This is a genomic window from Marinigracilibium pacificum, assembly GCF_012926615.1.
Lineage (GTDB): Bacteria > Bacteroidota > Bacteroidia > Cytophagales > Cyclobacteriaceae > Mangrovivirga > Mangrovivirga pacifica.
Genome location: NZ_JABBNU010000003.1, coordinates 250,505 through 267,051 on the forward strand (window position 1 = coordinate 250,505; position 16,547 = coordinate 267,051).

The window sequence follows — 16,547 nt, forward strand, 5'->3', positions numbered from 1 at the left end:
CGCCCTTGTTTAGCGAAGCATAACGAGGGTGTAGGAGAACTGCGTTTATAACGCAGCTTTAAAAAGCATTAAAAATGCTGGCCTAACTCACCCTCGTTACAAACGAGGACGATAGACTCATGTCAACTTTAATCGCCCTTGTTTAGCGAAGCGTAACGAGGGTGTAGGAGAACTGCGTTTATAACGCAGATTCAAAGTAAAAAAATTGAAATCTATATTTTTTTCATGACTCCAGATGCGTTGTGCTAACATCAGGAATAGCATCCTAAAATAGATTTACAACTTCTACTTCAAATAAAAATCAAATTGAGCAGTTTCTTCAGGTTCCAAAGGAAGTTTGAGTAACTGATATGCACTTCTTTGAATCGAATTGGAAATAGCCGTCATCGGAGTGTCAGAGGGTTTATCCTCAAACGGATCTTGCAATTCAGTTCCAACGAATTCAATAGTAAGGAAAAGTCCTGAAATAATTGTCGAAAAGATCACTTCAAAAACATGTGAGGAATCTACAATTGCAAATGCCAGCAAGGATGCAAAAAGATAAATTGAAACACTAATCAAATGATCATATAATACTGGAAAATGGGTGTTTTTGATCCGTTCTGCTTTCGCCATTGAGTCTTCAAAAGATCTCAAACAGTCTTCCAATTGAATATGATGCAGATCTTCAATTTGATGATTTATAGTGAGAGCCCTTATATCCTGACTTTGCATCAATAATATGGTTTGGTTAGGATTTATGCTGTTTCTAATTTGTATAAACTCAGAATCTTCAAAATATCTTTCTATTCCATCCAGACTATCATTATCTCTTAATCTTCTGGAAAGGATATAATTCCATGCAACCTGCCTTTTAATTAGCTTTTCACATATCAATTTATCTTTATCAGAATTAGCCTTTATTAATGTCAATACCATACGAAACCAACTTCTGGAATTATTAACTATAGAGCCCCAGATTTTGCGTGCTTCCCACCAACGATCATAAGCTTGATTTGTTCTAAATGCCAGAACGAATGCAATAGCTGTCCCGAAAAATGCCGGGATACCTATCGGATGCTCAATTTTAGTATATCGATCAAGAATATCCCCAACAAAAGCTGTAATGATAATAACAACGACAACTAACAATAATTGCCATTTAATTGATTTCATGATGTATCGAATGGGTATTGTCTTTTTAAGAATCATACTCGTTACATTATATAGGTGCTAGTGAATTCTTCCCTGGTAATCAAATCCATATCTTTTAGTACTTGCTGAGTCTCTTTATTTAATTGATGACAAATGTAATTCATTGGAGTATCCGTAGGTTTATCCTCAAAGGGATCTTGTAATTCTGAAGATATCTGAAGAAAACCCAGGAATAAAACAGAAATCACAAATGAAACAGAAGCCTCAAAAAACACCACATTATCAGAAATGAAATAAGCGGAAATAATACAAAAGAAATAAATAGCAAAGTGAAGCAATATCTTAAACGAAACTGGAAAGACAGTATTCTTAATTCTTTCAGCCTTTCCCATCAAGTTTTCAAATTCTTTGATCATCTCCTCAAACTGGACATGAATAAATACATTGATAGACTTCTTATCAAATTCATCCATTAAGGACTTTCCCTGTAAAAATAAGATTCCTTGATTTAGATTATCCTGATCAGATAAAAATGCTATTTCTTCTGGAGAAAGCTCTGTATTCATGAGGTCATTTTGTCGATTTCTTAAACGATTCTTAAGAATTTCATTCCACAAAAGTTGCCTGTAGATCAAGATATGTGCCATGGAATTATCAACAGGAAAAACTGTGCTAATCACAAACCGATTCCAGTTTCTAGTATTTGAAGCAATCCCCTCCCAAATCATCTTTGCCTCCCACCAACGAGCATAGGCTTTATTGGTCTTAAAAGCCAGGGTAACGATAATAGCTGTACCAATAAACCCTGGAATAGCCAGGTTAAATTCCTGAAGTAAGTATAAATTATTATCGAAATAACCAATTAGTACTGAAACAATAAATAATATGATGATGTCATACTTAATTGCTTTTATTAGTGAGGCAAAAGGCTTACTATTTTTAAGATACATAAATCATAACATTATCATATAATTTATTCAAATATTATAATAAACACACGTACTATGATTATGTTTTAGATGAATAAGCTATGGTGTCACGTTTTCTTTAATCGCACTTGTTTAGCGAAGCGTAACGAGTGTGTAGGAGATCTGCGTTTATAACGCGGCATTAAAAATATTTGAAGTAACCGTTTATTTCTATGCTAAAACATCTTTAGTAGATAATTTGATACTAAAATAAAGTCATATAAAATGTCTGGAGATAGATATAAAATTAATGATCAAAACGGAATATATTTTTGCACTATAACTGTCGTAAAATGGATCGATATATTTACAAGAAAGGAATATAAAGACATTATAGTTGATTCATTTAATTATTGTATTCAAAATAAAGGTCTTGAGTTATACAGTTGGGTTATTATGTCCAATCATATCCATTTTGTTGGAACAGTTAATCCTCCACATCAATTTTCTCATTTCCTGAGAGACTTTAAAAAACATACTTCAAAAGCAATCATCAAAGAAATAAGCAGGATTAATGAAAGCAGAAAAGATTGGCTATTAGATAAGTTTAGTTTTGAAGCAAGAAGAACACAGCGAGCTAAAAAGTATAAATTATGGAAAGATTCTAATCATTGTATTGAAATAGATTCTCAAATTAATATCTGGCAAAAAGTTAATTACATCCATGATAATCCAGTTAAATCCGGCATTGTTGATAATCCTGAAGATTACACATATAGTAGTTCCAGAGACTATTCAAATGGAAAAGGTTTAATTGATGTGATAGTTTTATAAAATAGCATTACAAATGCCAACCTCACTCATCCTCGTTACAAACGAGGACGATAGACTCACGTTAACTTCAATCGCACTTGTTTAGCAAAGTATAACGAGTGTGTAGGAGAGCTGCGTTTGTACCGCGGCTTTAAAAAGCATTAAAAATGCTGACCTTACCAAACTAGAACGATAGACTCATGTCAACTTCAATCGCACTTGTTTAGCGAAGCGTAACGAGGGTGTAGGAGAACTGCGTTTGTACCGCGGCATTAAAAATTTACGCTGTTCGATATTTACAATGTCTAACTCCTATGATAGGATCTTTAATCCGAGTTTATGGATTAAAAATCCATTGATATGGCTTCAGGATTACAAATCCTGAAGAGCAGAAATCAAACATTAGTCTGAGGTTGAGGTTGAAAGTGTGTGGAATAAAAAAAGAGGTCGAATTCCGCTCTCGCTTCTTTCGTCCTCTTTTCTTATTTAGAGCCCCCAGTCGGATTACTCATACCCAAAGGCATGCCGCACAGCCCCTCGTGAATCTCGCACCTCGATTTCAAACCAACATCGTTTGTTCTCATCCCAAAATGGTGCATAAAAAAAAGACCCACATCTTAAAGATATGGGTCTTAATATTCTTTGAGCCCCCAGTCGGATTCGAACCAACGACCTACTGATTACAAGTCAGTTGCTCTGGCCAGCTGAGCTATGGGGGCGTTCCTTGTTGCTCAATTGCGATGCAAATATATGTAAGCTTACCTTAACTGACCAACCTTTTTTTTAAAAAAATCTTCTTTTTTTTCGTATTATTCAGGATTCGCCTCATTTTCAAGATCTTGCAAAACTCGAAGTTGTTCTTTTAATTCAACGATCTTATCCTCTGCTAATACAATCTTCTCTTCAAAGTCTTTTAAAAGCTTATCCGCAGTTTTTGAAGAAGCAAAAAATGACATGTTATTTTTCCAAGTTACAATATCATCCTGAAGTTTGCTGATCTGTCTTCTGATAGCTCCTTCTTTACGAACCATCTTTCTTTCAGCTTTGTCACCTTTCATATTGCCAAACCTTGCCATCATCTTAACTCTGGCACCTTCTTCAGAATCAATTTCTGTACTCTCATCAAGAAACTGATCAACAGCATGTATGAATTTATCTAATGTGGCTTTAATATCTTTCTTAGGTACAAATCCGATTTCAAAGAAATCATCCATTTTGTCTTCTAGCTTTTCAAGATCATTCAAGTCACCCTCTCTCATTTTATGAATCTCAGAGATAACTGCTTCCTTAGCAGCAAGATTCTTTTCATAATCCTGATCAAACTGCTTATTCTGATCTCTTCTATTTTGGAAGAATTTATCACATGCCGTTTTGAACTTCTTGAATACTTCCTCTCTAACTTTTTGAGGTACAGGACCAATCTTTTTCCACTCAGTTTGAAGTTTCTTCATTTCAGAAGCTGTTTGCTGCCAGTCAGTACTATTCATTAGTTCTTCTGCCTTTGCAACTAACTCTTCCTTAAGCTTAAGATTTTCTTTTCTTTCTTTCTCAAGCTCTTTAAAGAATTTCCCTTTGTTATTAAAGAATGATTTGAAGCTTCCCCAAAAATCCTTATTAACCTCTTTTGCCTTGTTTCTAGGCATGCCACCTATTGTATCCCACTCCTTCTGAATCTGAAGAATTTCTTTAGTCTTGGCATTCCACTCATTGATTCTGTCAGTATTAAAATCAGCAAATGGCTTTACCTTATCTACTAAAGCAAGTTTCCTATCAAGATTTTCTCCCAGATCCTTTTTAAGATTTTCTACATACTCTTTACGACGCATGTATACCTTATCAGATGCAGCTTTAAACCTGGTCCATAAATCTTCTTGTACTTCTTTCGGTACCGGACCAACATGCTTATATTCTTCATGAAGCTCATTCAAATCAGCAATTGCATCTTTAAGAATCTCTACATTCTCAAGAGCTTCTGCTCGCTTGATAAGATCTTCCTTCAGAGTTTGATTTTTCTTTCTATCAAGCTCTTTTAATTCAAAATAGATACTTCGATTATCATAAAAACGATCAATCAAAGCATTATAATTAGCCCAAAGTGACTTTGCAGAACCACCAGGAACAGGACCTACATCCTTCCACTCCTGTTGAATCTCTTTAAGCTTATTTATACTTACATTAGTCTCTTCACCATCAACGATCTCTCTGAGTCTTTCAAGAATCTCATTTTTCTTATCAAGATTCTTTTGCTTAGTCTCTTTTTGAGATCTGTAAAATTTCGACCTTTGGTCTTTTAGCAACTGAACGGTTGCGTCAAACTCCTCAGTCGTTTTATCAAATTTATAGTCAAAGCCATCTTCCTCTCCACCATCTTCGATAAACTTATCGAGTGCTTCTTGTCTTTCCTTATCCTTAAACTCTTCATATATCGGAACTACCTCTTTTAGGATGCGACCTATCTTTGCCATATTATCAACAGAAGTTAGGTCCTTAACTACCTTTAATAATTCCTCACGGGAAAAATTATGATAGTCAACATGATCATCATCCTCATCGTGATCATCATGATCATGGTCATGGTCATCATCGTCATGATCATCATCATGATCATCGACAGTAGCATTTGCTTCGACTTTATTTTCTGAAGTTTCAGAAACAGGCTCTTTTTCAGAATCAGCTTCTGAAGTCACCTTTTCTTCTTTTTCCTCTCCAGAGTTATTTTCTAACGGACTCTCCTGAGTCTCATTCACAGGATTCTTTTCAATGTTAGAATCCTCACCAGCAAGCTCATTTTTTTCTTTATCTGACATGATTGTGTTATTATTCTATAAATACATGTAGCCCAAAATTATACAATCCAGACTAATTTAATCTTGGGTCGAGCGGATAATTTGCAAACATCTTAAATTCTCCACCCATCTTTCTCAAAATATCCCCCCATATCTCTTCAGAACCGTGAACAAAGATTGTATCCAGATCTGTTTTCTCAGATACTATCCATGAGGTTTCTTCTAGCTCTTTTTGTAATTGTCCCGCAGTCCAACCTGAATAGCCGATAAAAAATTTAAAATCTTCATCTAAATAAATACCTGACCTTAATAAATTAACGACCTGCTCAAAATTACCACCCCAATAAACTCCATTTCCCAGGGGTACAGCCTCGTCTATAAGATCCGGTCTTCTATGTATAAAATGTAGAGTGTCCTGCTGCACAGGCCCTCCAACATACAATGGTATGTCTAATGCTGGTTTTTCATCCAAAACTTCACTCAAGGTTAGTATTGAAGGTTTATTCAACACAAACCCGAAAGAACCATCCTCATTATTTTCACATAATAAAACTACAGATCTTTCAAAATTCGGATCTGGTAAAAATGGTTCTGAGATCAAACATGATCCCTTAGCTGGATTAAGTATACCTGGTTTTGGGAAGAATTCCATAATTATCCTTTCATCACTTTTCTAACTATTTGATCGATTTTGCTATATGTTTAATTTAATCAAAAATTTTAGATATAATCAATAATATACTAATGTAAAGCTGCCTTAATAGGTAATTCTTTTAATATTTCACCTTCAATATTGTTCAACTCCTCTAATCGATTATACACTTCATCCTCAGGAAAATATAACAACGCCATCTTTACAAATATATTTCCGTGCTTTGCTTCAGATGCCCATAATCGATGATAAAAACTTTTCAGTTCGCCTTCAGGCAATGCTTCATAGATTAACCTGAATCGCTCTGCTCCGCGACATTCAATTATAGAACCCAGCAATAACCTGTCTCTGAATCGCTCTACCCTTCCACTGTGGCATTTATCAACTAATTGCTTAACGTATATATCCTGAGATATTTCATGAGGAAGTTGGATATTCCTTTCCTCCATGATCTTATACACATCCTGAAAGTGCTCCAACTCTTCTATGGCCGTATCTATCAGTTCAGGTATTATTTCAACACGATTCGGATACTTAGCTACCAGACTCATTGCCATTGCTGATGCTTTACGCTCACAATTGGCATGATCTTGTAAGAAAGAATCAAAATCATTCATCACCGCATCAACCCATTCCTGACTACTAGGCACAAAAACTTCCAGACTTAATTTCATATTAAATCGAATTATTTTAAAATTAATATTCCTAAAACAAAACAGTTCTGATCAAAGTACCAAAGAAATCTATACAATATATTAGTTAATTAATAGTCTATTGGTCATTTTTACCCTGTCTAATAAACAATCTTTCTTTATCATGGATATAGCAGATATCAGAAAAGAATATTCCCAACATTCTCTGGACATTAGTGATGTAGATAATGATCCGATAATCCAGTTTGAAAAATGGTTTCAAGAAGCTATTAAGGCTGATGTGATGGAACCTAATGCAATGTCAATATCCACTGTCACAGCAGACAACAGGCCTACAAACCGGATTGTCCTATTAAAAGGGATTTCAGATGGAGGGTTTGAATTTTTCACAAATTACCAAAGTCGTAAAGGGATAGAAATTGAAAAAAACCCATGGGTTGCACTTACATTTTTTTGGGGAGAACTTGAAAGACAAGTTAGAATTGAAGGAATTGCAGAAAGGCTAACCGAAGAAGAATCTGAAAATTATTTCAATAGCAGACCAGAAGGAAGCAGAATCGGTGCTTGGGTATCTCCGCAGTCTCAACCAATTGCCAGTCGGGATATTCTAGATCAGCGGGTAGAAGAAATATCAAATAGATTTAAAGGAAAAAAGGTTACAAAACCGAAGCAGTGGGGTGGTTACAGGGTAAGACCGGTAATGCTTGAATTTTGGCAAGGCAGACCTAACAGACTTCATGATAGAATAACGTATAACCTGCAAAAAGATCATATCTGGACTAAAACAAGATTAGCTCCTTAATGCTGGAAAACAAAACCTATAAAACATATTTAGAAAGGTATGCTCTCAATGATTATCAAATCAACTCTGATGTTGATGAAAAAACTGATGCCATTGTGGTCATACCTTCTTTCTATGAGAAAGGATTATTCGAGAGTCTGAATAGCCTGGCTTCAAACAGCACAAATTATAAAGTTGCAGTATTTATTGTCATCAATGAATCTGTTGATGAGGATGAAAACATAAGGCAATTTCATAAATCACAGCATGATAAATTAAAAGATTGGTGTAAATCTGAAAGCCAATCAAACATCTCATTTTATCCGGGTAATATTTGTCGCTTTAATAAAAAAAAGGCCGGAGTTGGTATTGCAAGGAAAGCCGGAATGGACGAGGCATTCAGGCAGCTAAATAAATTTGACAAGCTAAATGCTCCGATCATATGCTATGATGCGGATTCAACCTGTAAAATAGACTTTCTTGAAAAAACAATATCACATTTTCAATCTAACAAAAAGTGCACTGGTGTATCTATTGCTTTTGAGCATCCCATAGACTCAAATGACCCAAAGTATCGTGGGATTTTACAATATGAAAGCCATCTTCATTATTACGTATTTGCATTACGATATGCCGGATTTCCCTATGCTTTTCATACTGTAGGGAGTAGTATGGCCTGCAGGGCAGATATTTATGCTACTGTTGGCGGCATGAATACCAGAAAAGCCGGTGAGGATTTTTATTTTCTCCATAGAGTTATTCCTACCGGTGATTTTGGGCAAGTCCATGACACCAGAATATATCCCTCTCCAAGAATATCTGAAAGAGTACCCTTTGGAACCGGTCGTGCAATGAAGGACTTCACAAATGGTAAAGAAATTGAAACTTATTCTCCTGAAATATTCTTTTTACTCAAACCTATTTTTGAAATTCTAAATTCGGGCCAGGAGTTCAGCCAGTTTCACAAACGTCATTTACTCGAAATACTTAATCCTACTTTAGGAATTTACATGGAAGAAAAAGGGATATTCTCAAATCTTCAGAGAGCTTCTGAAGAGGCAAATGAACCTGGCACAAGATTCAAGAAGTATTATGAAGCCTATAATGGATTGGAAGTACTAAAAACTGTTCACTATTTAACTAGTGAGCTTCACGAAAAAGTGCCTATTGAAAGTGCATCAAGATTTATGTTTGAAAAGTATTTCCACATAAGTAACCCACCAACACAGCTAGAAGACATTTTATTTTTATGGAGAAAACTCATGTACGAAAAAGAATATGTGTCCCCTGCTAAACAACATTCATAATATCCTTTGCAAAATCAAGGGCTCTAAGCTCTGACCAGGTATAAATTTGTTTATGCAGCAAAAACCCGACATGTCCTCCTGTTTCTGGCGTTTCCAAATATAGATGTTCATGATTTTTTGCAACTTCAAATGGATAGCACGATTGAGAAAGAATCGGATCGTTTATTGCGTTCACCAATAATGAAGGGACTTTTATTCCTGAAAGAAAATTCCCACAGGAAGCATTAAAATAAAACTCATCCACAGAATCGAATCCACTGATCTTAGTAGTGAAATTCGCATCAAAATCCTGAAAATTCTGAACCTCTTCTAACTTTTCAATATCCAGAATACCTGAAAACTGATCTCTCTTCTGGACAATCTTATTTTTAAGTTTATTCAAGAAGCGCTTCCTGTAAAAACCATTGCCATATTTATTTAATTCGAGACTACTCCCTCTTAAATCAGTTGGCACACTAAAAGCCATCACTCCTTTCAAATGTTCATCTTTATCAATACGCTCTTCCCCTGCATATTTTAAGCTCATTGCACCACCCATGCTCAATCCGGCCAAAAACACATTAGAATAACCATGTATTTGTTGCAAATCTTTAATTACTGCATGAAGATCATCAGTATCACCGTGATGATAAAGCCTTGGCAGCCTATTCATCTCACCGCTACAACTTCTGCAATTCCAGGCACAAATATCAAACCCATTTTCATAAAACAATTTAGCCATCCCTCTGACATACGGCCTTTCCGAGCTACCCTCAAGTCCATGCGAAATAATCAGGACTTTATCATTATTCTTTCTGTGAACAAGCTGATCGATATCAAGAAAGTCACCATCAGGGAGTTCCAATCTTCTTCTTTTATATTCTACACCTTCTACCTTTCGTAAAGCACTTGGCACAATTGTTTCCAAATGCGCATTGAACAGATAGAATGGTTTCTTATAATTTGATTTAACTAAAGGCATATTATTTGTGGTGATTTATTAAAGTTCAAAATATTGAAATCAATGTTGTGTCACACTTGTTCTTGAATATTTCAAATTTGATTCGGTTAATGATCTCAATTTATTCATATTTGCGGCTATGAAGAACATACTTTTTAGACTTTTTTTTATAATAGTCTTCGGCAATGTTATCAATATCTCTGCCCAATCAATAAAACTTGTTAATAAAGACACCGGGTTACCTGTCTCTTCTGCAAGTATTACATCTTCTGAGGGGAATATTCAAGTGATAACCGATGAAAATGGCATTGCCAAAATCGATGATTTTATAAATAGCTCTATATTAAACATCAATCATTCTTCATATTACCCACTAGCCATACCTAAAGATAATTTAACTGAAAAAAACAACATCATTTACCTTGAGGAAAGGATAATAAAAATGGATGAAATGGTTGTTTCTGCAAATAAATGGGAACAACCAAAATCTGAGATCGCCAGACAAATGGCATATTTGGATGCTAAAGACATTGTTGATCTTCAGCCACAAACCAGTGCTGATTTATTGAGTTCAACAGGTCAAGTCTTTATTCAGAAAAGTCAAATGGGTGGTGGCAGCCCAATGATCAGAGGCTTTGCTGCCAATTCAGTTCTTCTGGTAATCGATGGAGTTAGAATGAATAATGCTATTTATCGAAGTGGTAACCTTCAAAATATTTTAAACATTGATCCGTTAAGTCTCCAAAGTGCGGAAGTCATTTTCGGCCCCGGGTCGGTAATATATGGCTCAGATGCATTAGGTGGTGTTATGGATTTTCATACGATCACTCCAGATCTTAGCTTATCCAAACCTTCAATTTCAGGCAATGCAATGACTAGATATAGCTCTGCTAACCATGAAAAAACTGGTCATTTATCACTTAACATTGGAGGTAAAAAATTGGCTTCATTTACCTCAATTTCCTATTCTGATTTTGATGATTTAAGAACTGGAAAAAACTACCCTTCAGGCTATAAGGATTTCTTTGAAAGAAAATGGTATGTAAAACCATCTGGCGATGCAAATGATGAAATAATTATTAATACTGACCCTGAAATCCAGAAACCATCAGGATACAATCAGTTTGGAGTAATTCAAAAAATAAAATACTCACCAAGCAATAAATTTAATGTCGGCTATAATTTTTACTATAATAAAACTGGTAATGTACCAAGATATGACCGTTTAATACTTGAAGAAAATGGAACACCTGAAAACGCTGAATGGTATTATGGCCCTCAAAATTGGATGATGAATAGTTTAAATTTGACATTCAAAAACAGCAACCTACTATTCGACCAATCAAAAGTCACAATTGCAATTCAAAATTATGAAGAAAGTAGAAATGACAGAAAATTCAGAGATGAGAGTTTAAGAACACGAACTGAAAACGTTGATGTTTATTCATTGAATCTGGATAATGAGAAAGTAATCAATAAAATCAATCTTTTCTATGGAATAGAATTCCTGCATAATGATGTGGCAAGCAAGGCTGTAAGGAAAAACATTATAACTGGCGTCACCGAACCGAATTCAACCCGATATCCGGCAAATGGATCAAGTTATATGTCAGCAGCAGCTTATGCATTATCTAAATATATAATTAGTGATAAGTTGATTCTGAATACCGGTATAAGGTATACTTATGTGGAATCAAATGTTGATTTTGGTGAAATCGGTCTTCCTATGGAAGGTTTTACCAATAAAAACGGAGCACTTACAGGTTCTGCAAGCTTAATATTTCAACCTGACGAAATTAATAATCTTAGTCTGTCATATGGATCTGGATTCAGAGCACCAAACATTGACGACGCTGCCAAAGTCTTCGATTCAGAACCAGGAAATGTTGTAGTACCTAATCCCGATCTTGAACCTGAATTTAATCATAGCATCGAAATTGGATATAAAGCTTATAAAGAAGATATTTTCACTTTGGAAGCAATTGGTTTTTATAGTTATCTCACCAATGCAATGGAAAGAAGAGACTATATCTATAATGGTGAGTCGAGTATCGATTATGATGGTACAATAAGCAATGTACAAGCAGAAGTTAATATAGGAAGTGCGAAGATTTATGGTTTTTCATTTAATGGATCTCTTTCTATTTCAAAAAATATTTTCTTTAGTAGTACAATAACTGTATCTGATGGAGAAACATCAGATGGAGAGTCCGTAAGGCATGTTGTTCCACTATTTGGAAGATCTACCATTAAATATGTTAGATCAAAATGGGACATCTTTTTAAACATTCAATATCAAGGAGGGATTGAGTTCGATAAACTTTCACCTTCAGAACAAAACAAGACTCATCTTTATACAGAAGATGGCGCTATTGGCTGGACCACCTTTAATTTAGGAGGATCAGTTCAGCTATCAAAGTCTTTTATTATAAACGCTGGAATTGACAACATTACTGATTTGCATTACAGGCCATATTCATCTGGCATAAGTGCACCAGGGAGAAACCTATTTATTAGTGCCAGATATTTATTTTAACTTAAAAGGGACTGAAAAACAGTCCCTTTTACATTCTAAAAAAAATTAACAAATCACCTATTTAATTCTCTAATTACTAGTTGTTATTTGCTCCTGCATCAATCCAGCAAACAATATCATCACGCTGTTGCTGAGTAAGATCATAACCAGAATTTTGCGGTGGCATTACTCCAGTACTAACACGTTGTCTGATGTTGTTTGAATTAGCACTTATATCGTCATAATTAGCGAATACTGTCCGGCCCGTTCCTTCAACATGACATCCAGACACAGCACAATTATTCTGAATTAGTGGTTCTACATCAGTAGCAAAAGATATTGAAGCATCAATCACAAAATTAACTGTCGCTGTACATCCACTGGCGTCAGTAATACTTATTGCATATTCACCAGGCGCTAGTCCATCAAATGTGCCATCAGAACTTGAATTTCCATCTAGAAGGTAGTCATAAGGTGGAGTACCACCATCAGCTGAAACCATTACAGCACCATTATCTACATTACAATCAGAAGCTACTGCTTCATCAAGGGAAGCAGTTAGACCACTTTCAGATTGAATATTTACGTTTGTCGTTGTTTCACATCCATCCTCTGCCTTAAAAACCACTTCATAAATACCTGTAGATAATCCAGTAATAGTCGTTGATACTGTTACACTCTGTCCTCCTACGGTGATTGAAGAAATTGATTTTGATGGAGTAGTACTCCATTCAAAAGAACCATCCTCAGAATCACATGTTGCCGGTGTTACATTAGAAATAGTAACTGTAAACTCCTCCTCACAAGAACTCCCCGGAGCAGGATTTTTCTCTGATTTACAACCAACTATGATTGCAATCATTAATAATATTTTACCAAGATTTTTCATTTTTATCTTTCTTTAATTGAAATGCTCTAGTTATGTTAAAACCAAAATGAATATCTCCTGAAAAGAAATCATTAACAGTTCCAGGAATGATACTGTTTTCAACCATTCCAAGATTATTGGTGAAGATTAATTGAAATACGTGCCCCCCGGTTTCAATTTCCCAACCAATTCCAAACGCATCATTATTACTTTCAGGAAAAGCGTCTCTATTTAATCGTCCAAAATATTCAGCTGTAATAGCCATTCTTTTTGTAATCTTTAATCTTGTTGCAAGATTTAAAGCGAATGCCTCATTTTCTTCAAAATATTCGACAACATTTCGATGCAACCAATATGGTGCTACCTGGAAAGAAAATGAAGGAGAGAACTTTCTTGCAATAAGTAAACCAGTCGCATAACTCATTCTATCTACAGCTGCAGGTTGTTCATCTCTTACATTGATATCCAAAGCTGCACTAGATAGTATAGTCGCACTAATAGGCATTCCATTATCCTGTTGTTTTAACAGTGCATACTTCAAATAACCATCAAAGTATTTTGGTCCACTGCTCCTACCTATACCGATAGACAGGTTATCGGTTATTGCATAGTCAAGAGCAATACGAATAACCGCCTGATCAAGTCCGAAAAACTCTTCGATACCTGAATTTAGCTTACCGAAGCGGTGCATAATTACAAAGTCAAGAGTACCAGCCCCTCTGGTTTCTATAGTATGCCCATTAATTAACCTGGTTCCTTTAAAAGTTCCTTCAACCTCATAAGATTCATCATCATTTGATAACTCACTTAATAAATCATCATCCTGTCCAACTACGTTAATAGAAAAGGTGAAAGAAATCAGGATAAGCAAAAAAGTAATTTTACATTTCATCATATTCAAAATTCAGATTAACCTTAATTTTATCAGCTATATTATAAAAAACCACCTTAGGCTTTTCGATATCAAAATCATCCAAAGGAACATAAAACTCTGTCTCTAAAGTGATCTTGCCACCTTCAATTTTCATAACGCCTTCTGCCTTCCATGTTTTTTTAATTCCATGAATGGTGATATCACCTTCAGCTTCGACATTCTGTTTTCCGGATTTACCTTTGTCAAACCCTTTTATAGAGCCGGTAAATGTGGCCTTTGGAAACTTTTCAGATTCCATGTAATTTTCATTAAAATGCTCCTGCATTAAGTCTTTTTCAAAGTCAAAACTCTTAATTGGAACTTCAAAAGCTATTCTGTTAGAACTTAGGTCAATTATACTTTGTCCTTTATTCGAATGAGCTTCAATATCTTCGAGTGGTGCTTTAGAATAAAAATGGACATCCCCATTTCTTTCAACATATTTTTGGGCATTAATGTATAATGGGATCCCAATCATTAAAAAGATCAAGTAATACGCTTTCATTGTGGTAATAATTTAGTTTTAATTAGTCGGCAAGTATTTATTTATAAAAAATTCGTTTAAACAAAAACTCTAATAAAAGACAATACAATTACATTACCATGATATTTTATCGAAAAATACCATGATTACCTATCGGCATAAACAAATCAAAATTTTATGCTAAGGAAATCAAATTCCGGGGATGGTTATCCCCAGAATTAAAATATATTATTGTGCGCTACCTCCTATATTTGTTTGAGTTACTACTGTTTCTAATGCATTTGGAGCCAAGTGTACATTAATATAACCTTCATAAGTTGTTGTTAAGGTTTCATAAGTAATATTCTCCTGAGCATTAGTTTCCCTTATAGTAGTTCGACTGTTTCCTGAAGTACCATCCACTTCATTAAGATTAATAGCTATCCCTCCAGGGTTAGAAATTGATCCGGAATGAATGTGAGCGGGGTGTATACCCTGATCAGGAGTACCAGTTAACTGAATTTCTAAAAGAGTATAGCCATTTAATCTTTGCTTAAATGTAGCGGTGCCTTCAATCCCTGAATTATCTACAGCAACAAAATTATATGTTGTAGACTCCCCGGAAAGTGCATTACCACCTATATCGGTTCTTGCAGCAACGGTTTCATCAGGTAAATAAACCCTCAAATTGGCATTATATGACGATGTCAGAACAGCATAAGTTACATCACCAGAATTATCTTCTCTTATTGTATTAAGTCCTTTGCCACTTGAGCCATTTATAGAGTTCAGTTCAATTAATTTCGAGCCAGATTCTATTGATGAATTACTCCATATTTCAACCGGATATATTGTTCCCTGTGTTGTATTTACAAGATCAATCATAACTAGAGAATGACCACCTTCTCGCTTGTATATTTCAACAACTCCAGTAACTCCACTATCATTTCTTTCTTCCAAAGTATATTGAGTGACTTCACCTGTAAGAGCATTAGATCCAATATCTCCTTGAGCGACTATTGTACCAATATCATCAACACTCAAATGAATATTTACATAACCATCAAAACTGGAAAGATTATCGAAATTCCTATCTTGAATTAATGTTGCTGAAAAGTCAGTATCTCCATTTAGTTCATTTAGAGTGATTGCTACATCCCCGGTTTCAGCAGCTGAATTATCATGAATATGCATCGGGTGCATCATACCTGCAACTCCAACACTAGCAGAAACTGCTACCCAAACATCACCTCCTACTTTTTCTACAAAGAATATTCCTCCATCAATCTGTGTAAGTGAATTAGGAACAAATAATGGATAATCTTCTATATTACCGGTTAGCTCATTAGGACCTATATCAGCCGTTGCTGCTACAGTAAGATCACTTTCACTAACATGTAATGCAACATACCCGTCATAGGCTAAAAGATCATCGTAGGTAACATCATTACCGGCATTATCTTCAGAAATTTCAGTTGTACTTGCACCATTTATCACATTATTTAGGTCAATTACAACCTGACCCGGCTCAAAGGTACTCCCCATGTGGATATGTCCTGGATGAGGGCCAGTATCATTATTGAGGTCTATAATTACTCTTGTAGAATTATCATCTAACTCTACAAATTTCACTGTACCAAAAGCCTCAAATGAGGTATTGTACAATGTGTAAACTTTTTCTTCTCCGGTTGGCTGTGGACCTACCGGATCTTCGTCATCGTCGTCGCATGAAATAGCAATTCCAGCTATCAAAACAATCATTAATATATAATGAAGTCTGGAAATTAATTTGTTAAATAACATAATTGGTTTTT

The 16,547-nt window shown here is 35.1% G+C and carries 14 protein-coding genes and 1 tRNA gene; 4 read left to right on the forward strand and 11 right to left on the reverse strand.

What is annotated here, in order from left to right; translation table 11 throughout:
* Positions 1 to 285: 285 nt before the first annotated feature.
* Together HH304_RS05970 and HH304_RS05975 are read right to left on the reverse strand one after the other, a co-directional pair.
* Positions 286 to 1,155: a bestrophin family protein gene (locus HH304_RS05970; RefSeq protein ID WP_169678964.1), complete on the reverse strand. Its 870-nt coding sequence runs from the start codon at positions 1,153 to 1,155 to the stop codon at positions 286 to 288.
* 41 nt (positions 1,156 to 1,196) lie between these two features.
* Positions 1,197 to 2,084, reverse strand: a complete 888-nt coding sequence (locus HH304_RS05975; RefSeq protein WP_169678966.1) for a bestrophin family protein — start codon at positions 2,082 to 2,084, stop codon at positions 1,197 to 1,199.
* 243 nt (positions 2,085 to 2,327) lie between these two features.
* Here HH304_RS05975 and HH304_RS05980 point away from each other — a divergent pair, with 243 nt between their 5' ends.
* Complete coding sequence (locus tag HH304_RS05980) at positions 2,328 to 2,876, forward strand: REP-associated tyrosine transposase (protein WP_169678968.1); 549 nt, start codon at positions 2,328 to 2,330, stop codon at positions 2,874 to 2,876.
* 624 nt (positions 2,877 to 3,500) lie between these two features.
* On the opposite strand, the gene HH304_RS05985 is transcribed toward HH304_RS05980, so the two are convergent.
* The 4 genes from HH304_RS05985 to miaE form a co-directional block, all read right to left on the reverse strand.
* Positions 3,501 to 3,574, reverse strand: a tRNA-Thr gene (locus HH304_RS05985).
* A gap of 90 nt (positions 3,575 to 3,664) precedes the next feature.
* Complete coding sequence (locus tag HH304_RS05990) at positions 3,665 to 5,662, reverse strand: DUF349 domain-containing protein (protein ID WP_169678970.1); 1,998 nt, start codon at positions 5,660 to 5,662, stop codon at positions 3,665 to 3,667.
* Between the two features lie 52 nt (positions 5,663 to 5,714).
* The gene (locus HH304_RS05995; RefSeq protein ID WP_169678971.1) at positions 5,715 to 6,293 is read right to left on the reverse strand and encodes a YqgE/AlgH family protein; all 579 of its coding nucleotides are present in this window, start codon (positions 6,291 to 6,293) and stop codon (positions 5,715 to 5,717) included.
* Between the two features lie 89 nt (positions 6,294 to 6,382).
* Positions 6,383 to 6,967, reverse strand: a complete 585-nt coding sequence (miaE, locus tag HH304_RS06000; protein WP_169678973.1) for a tRNA-(ms[2]io[6]A)-hydroxylase — start codon at positions 6,965 to 6,967, stop codon at positions 6,383 to 6,385.
* A gap of 142 nt (positions 6,968 to 7,109) precedes the next feature.
* Between miaE and pdxH the strand changes: the two genes are divergently transcribed.
* Positions 7,110 to 7,748: a pyridoxamine 5'-phosphate oxidase gene (pdxH, locus tag HH304_RS06005; protein WP_169678975.1), complete on the forward strand. Its 639-nt coding sequence runs from the start codon at positions 7,110 to 7,112 to the stop codon at positions 7,746 to 7,748.
* A complete protein-coding gene (locus tag HH304_RS06010; protein WP_169678976.1) occupies positions 7,748 to 9,034 on the forward strand; it encodes a glycosyltransferase in 1,287 nt (428 codons plus the stop codon). Before pdxH ends, HH304_RS06010 begins: the two co-directional genes overlap by 1 nt.
* Here the strand turns inward: HH304_RS06010 and HH304_RS06015 are convergent.
* Positions 9,018 to 9,995 (reverse strand): YheT family hydrolase, encoded by a 978-nt coding sequence (locus HH304_RS06015; protein WP_169678979.1) that lies wholly within the window; start codon positions 9,993 to 9,995, stop codon positions 9,018 to 9,020. The genes HH304_RS06010 and HH304_RS06015 overlap by 17 nt on opposite strands.
* Before the next feature lie 118 nt (positions 9,996 to 10,113).
* On the opposite strand from HH304_RS06015, the gene HH304_RS06020 reads away from it, so the two are divergent.
* On the forward strand, positions 10,114 to 12,510 hold the full coding sequence (locus tag HH304_RS06020) for a TonB-dependent receptor (RefSeq protein ID WP_169678981.1): 2,397 nt from the start codon (positions 10,114 to 10,116) through the stop codon (positions 12,508 to 12,510).
* A 76-nt stretch (positions 12,511 to 12,586) separates the two neighbouring features.
* Here HH304_RS06020 and HH304_RS06025 read toward each other — a convergent pair whose 3' ends face one another.
* From HH304_RS06025 to HH304_RS06040, 4 genes are all read right to left on the reverse strand, one after another.
* Positions 12,587 to 13,351, reverse strand: coding sequence for a hypothetical protein (locus HH304_RS06025; RefSeq protein ID WP_169678982.1), 765 nt, complete (start codon positions 13,349 to 13,351; stop codon positions 12,587 to 12,589).
* 10 nt (positions 13,352 to 13,361) lie between these two features.
* Complete coding sequence (locus tag HH304_RS06030) at positions 13,362 to 14,252, reverse strand: DUF5777 family beta-barrel protein (RefSeq protein WP_169678984.1); 891 nt, start codon at positions 14,250 to 14,252, stop codon at positions 13,362 to 13,364.
* A complete protein-coding gene (locus HH304_RS06035) occupies positions 14,239 to 14,775 on the reverse strand; it encodes a YceI family protein (RefSeq protein ID WP_169678986.1) in 537 nt (178 codons plus the stop codon). The genes HH304_RS06030 and HH304_RS06035 overlap by 14 nt, the downstream gene beginning before the upstream one ends.
* A 207-nt stretch (positions 14,776 to 14,982) precedes the next feature.
* On the reverse strand, positions 14,983 to 16,536 hold the full coding sequence (locus HH304_RS06040) for a hypothetical protein (protein ID WP_169678988.1): 1,554 nt from the start codon (positions 16,534 to 16,536) through the stop codon (positions 14,983 to 14,985).
* Between the last annotated feature and the right edge of the window lie 11 nt (positions 16,537 to 16,547).

Excerpts from the sequence above, each read along its gene's own strand:
- HH304_RS06035 (WP_169678986.1), bottom strand. The coding sequence starts at position 14,775 with ATGAAAGCGTATTACTTGATCTTTTTAATGATTGGGATCCCATTATAC.
- pdxH (WP_169678975.1), top strand. The coding sequence starts at position 7,110 with ATGGATATAGCAGATATCAGAAAAGAATATTCCCAACATTCTCTGGAC.
- HH304_RS05975 (WP_169678966.1), bottom strand. The coding sequence starts at position 2,084 with ATGTATCTTAAAAATAGTAAGCCTTTTGCCTCACTAATAAAAGCAATT.
- HH304_RS06025 (WP_169678982.1), bottom strand. The coding sequence starts at position 13,351 with ATGATTGCAATCATAGTTGGTTGTAAATCAGAGAAAAATCCTGCTCCG.
- HH304_RS05970 (WP_169678964.1), bottom strand. The coding sequence starts at position 1,155 with ATGAAATCAATTAAATGGCAATTATTGTTAGTTGTCGTTGTTATTATC.
- HH304_RS06020 (WP_169678981.1), top strand. The coding sequence starts at position 10,114 with ATGAAGAACATACTTTTTAGACTTTTTTTTATAATAGTCTTCGGCAAT.
- HH304_RS05990 (WP_169678970.1), bottom strand. The coding sequence starts at position 5,662 with ATGTCAGATAAAGAAAAAAATGAGCTTGCTGGTGAGGATTCTAACATT.
- HH304_RS06040 (WP_169678988.1), bottom strand. The coding sequence starts at position 16,536 with ATGTTATTTAACAAATTAATTTCCAGACTTCATTATATATTAATGATT.
- HH304_RS06010 (WP_169678976.1), top strand. The coding sequence starts at position 7,748 with ATGCTGGAAAACAAAACCTATAAAACATATTTAGAAAGGTATGCTCTC.
- HH304_RS05995 (WP_169678971.1), bottom strand. The coding sequence starts at position 6,293 with ATGGAATTCTTCCCAAAACCAGGTATACTTAATCCAGCTAAGGGATCA.
- HH304_RS06030 (WP_169678984.1), bottom strand. The coding sequence starts at position 14,252 with ATGATGAAATGTAAAATTACTTTTTTGCTTATCCTGATTTCTTTCACC.
- HH304_RS06015 (WP_169678979.1), bottom strand. The coding sequence starts at position 9,995 with ATGCCTTTAGTTAAATCAAATTATAAGAAACCATTCTATCTGTTCAAT.
- miaE (WP_169678973.1), bottom strand. The coding sequence starts at position 6,967 with ATGAAATTAAGTCTGGAAGTTTTTGTGCCTAGTAGTCAGGAATGGGTT.
- HH304_RS05980 (WP_169678968.1), top strand. The coding sequence starts at position 2,328 with ATGTCTGGAGATAGATATAAAATTAATGATCAAAACGGAATATATTTT.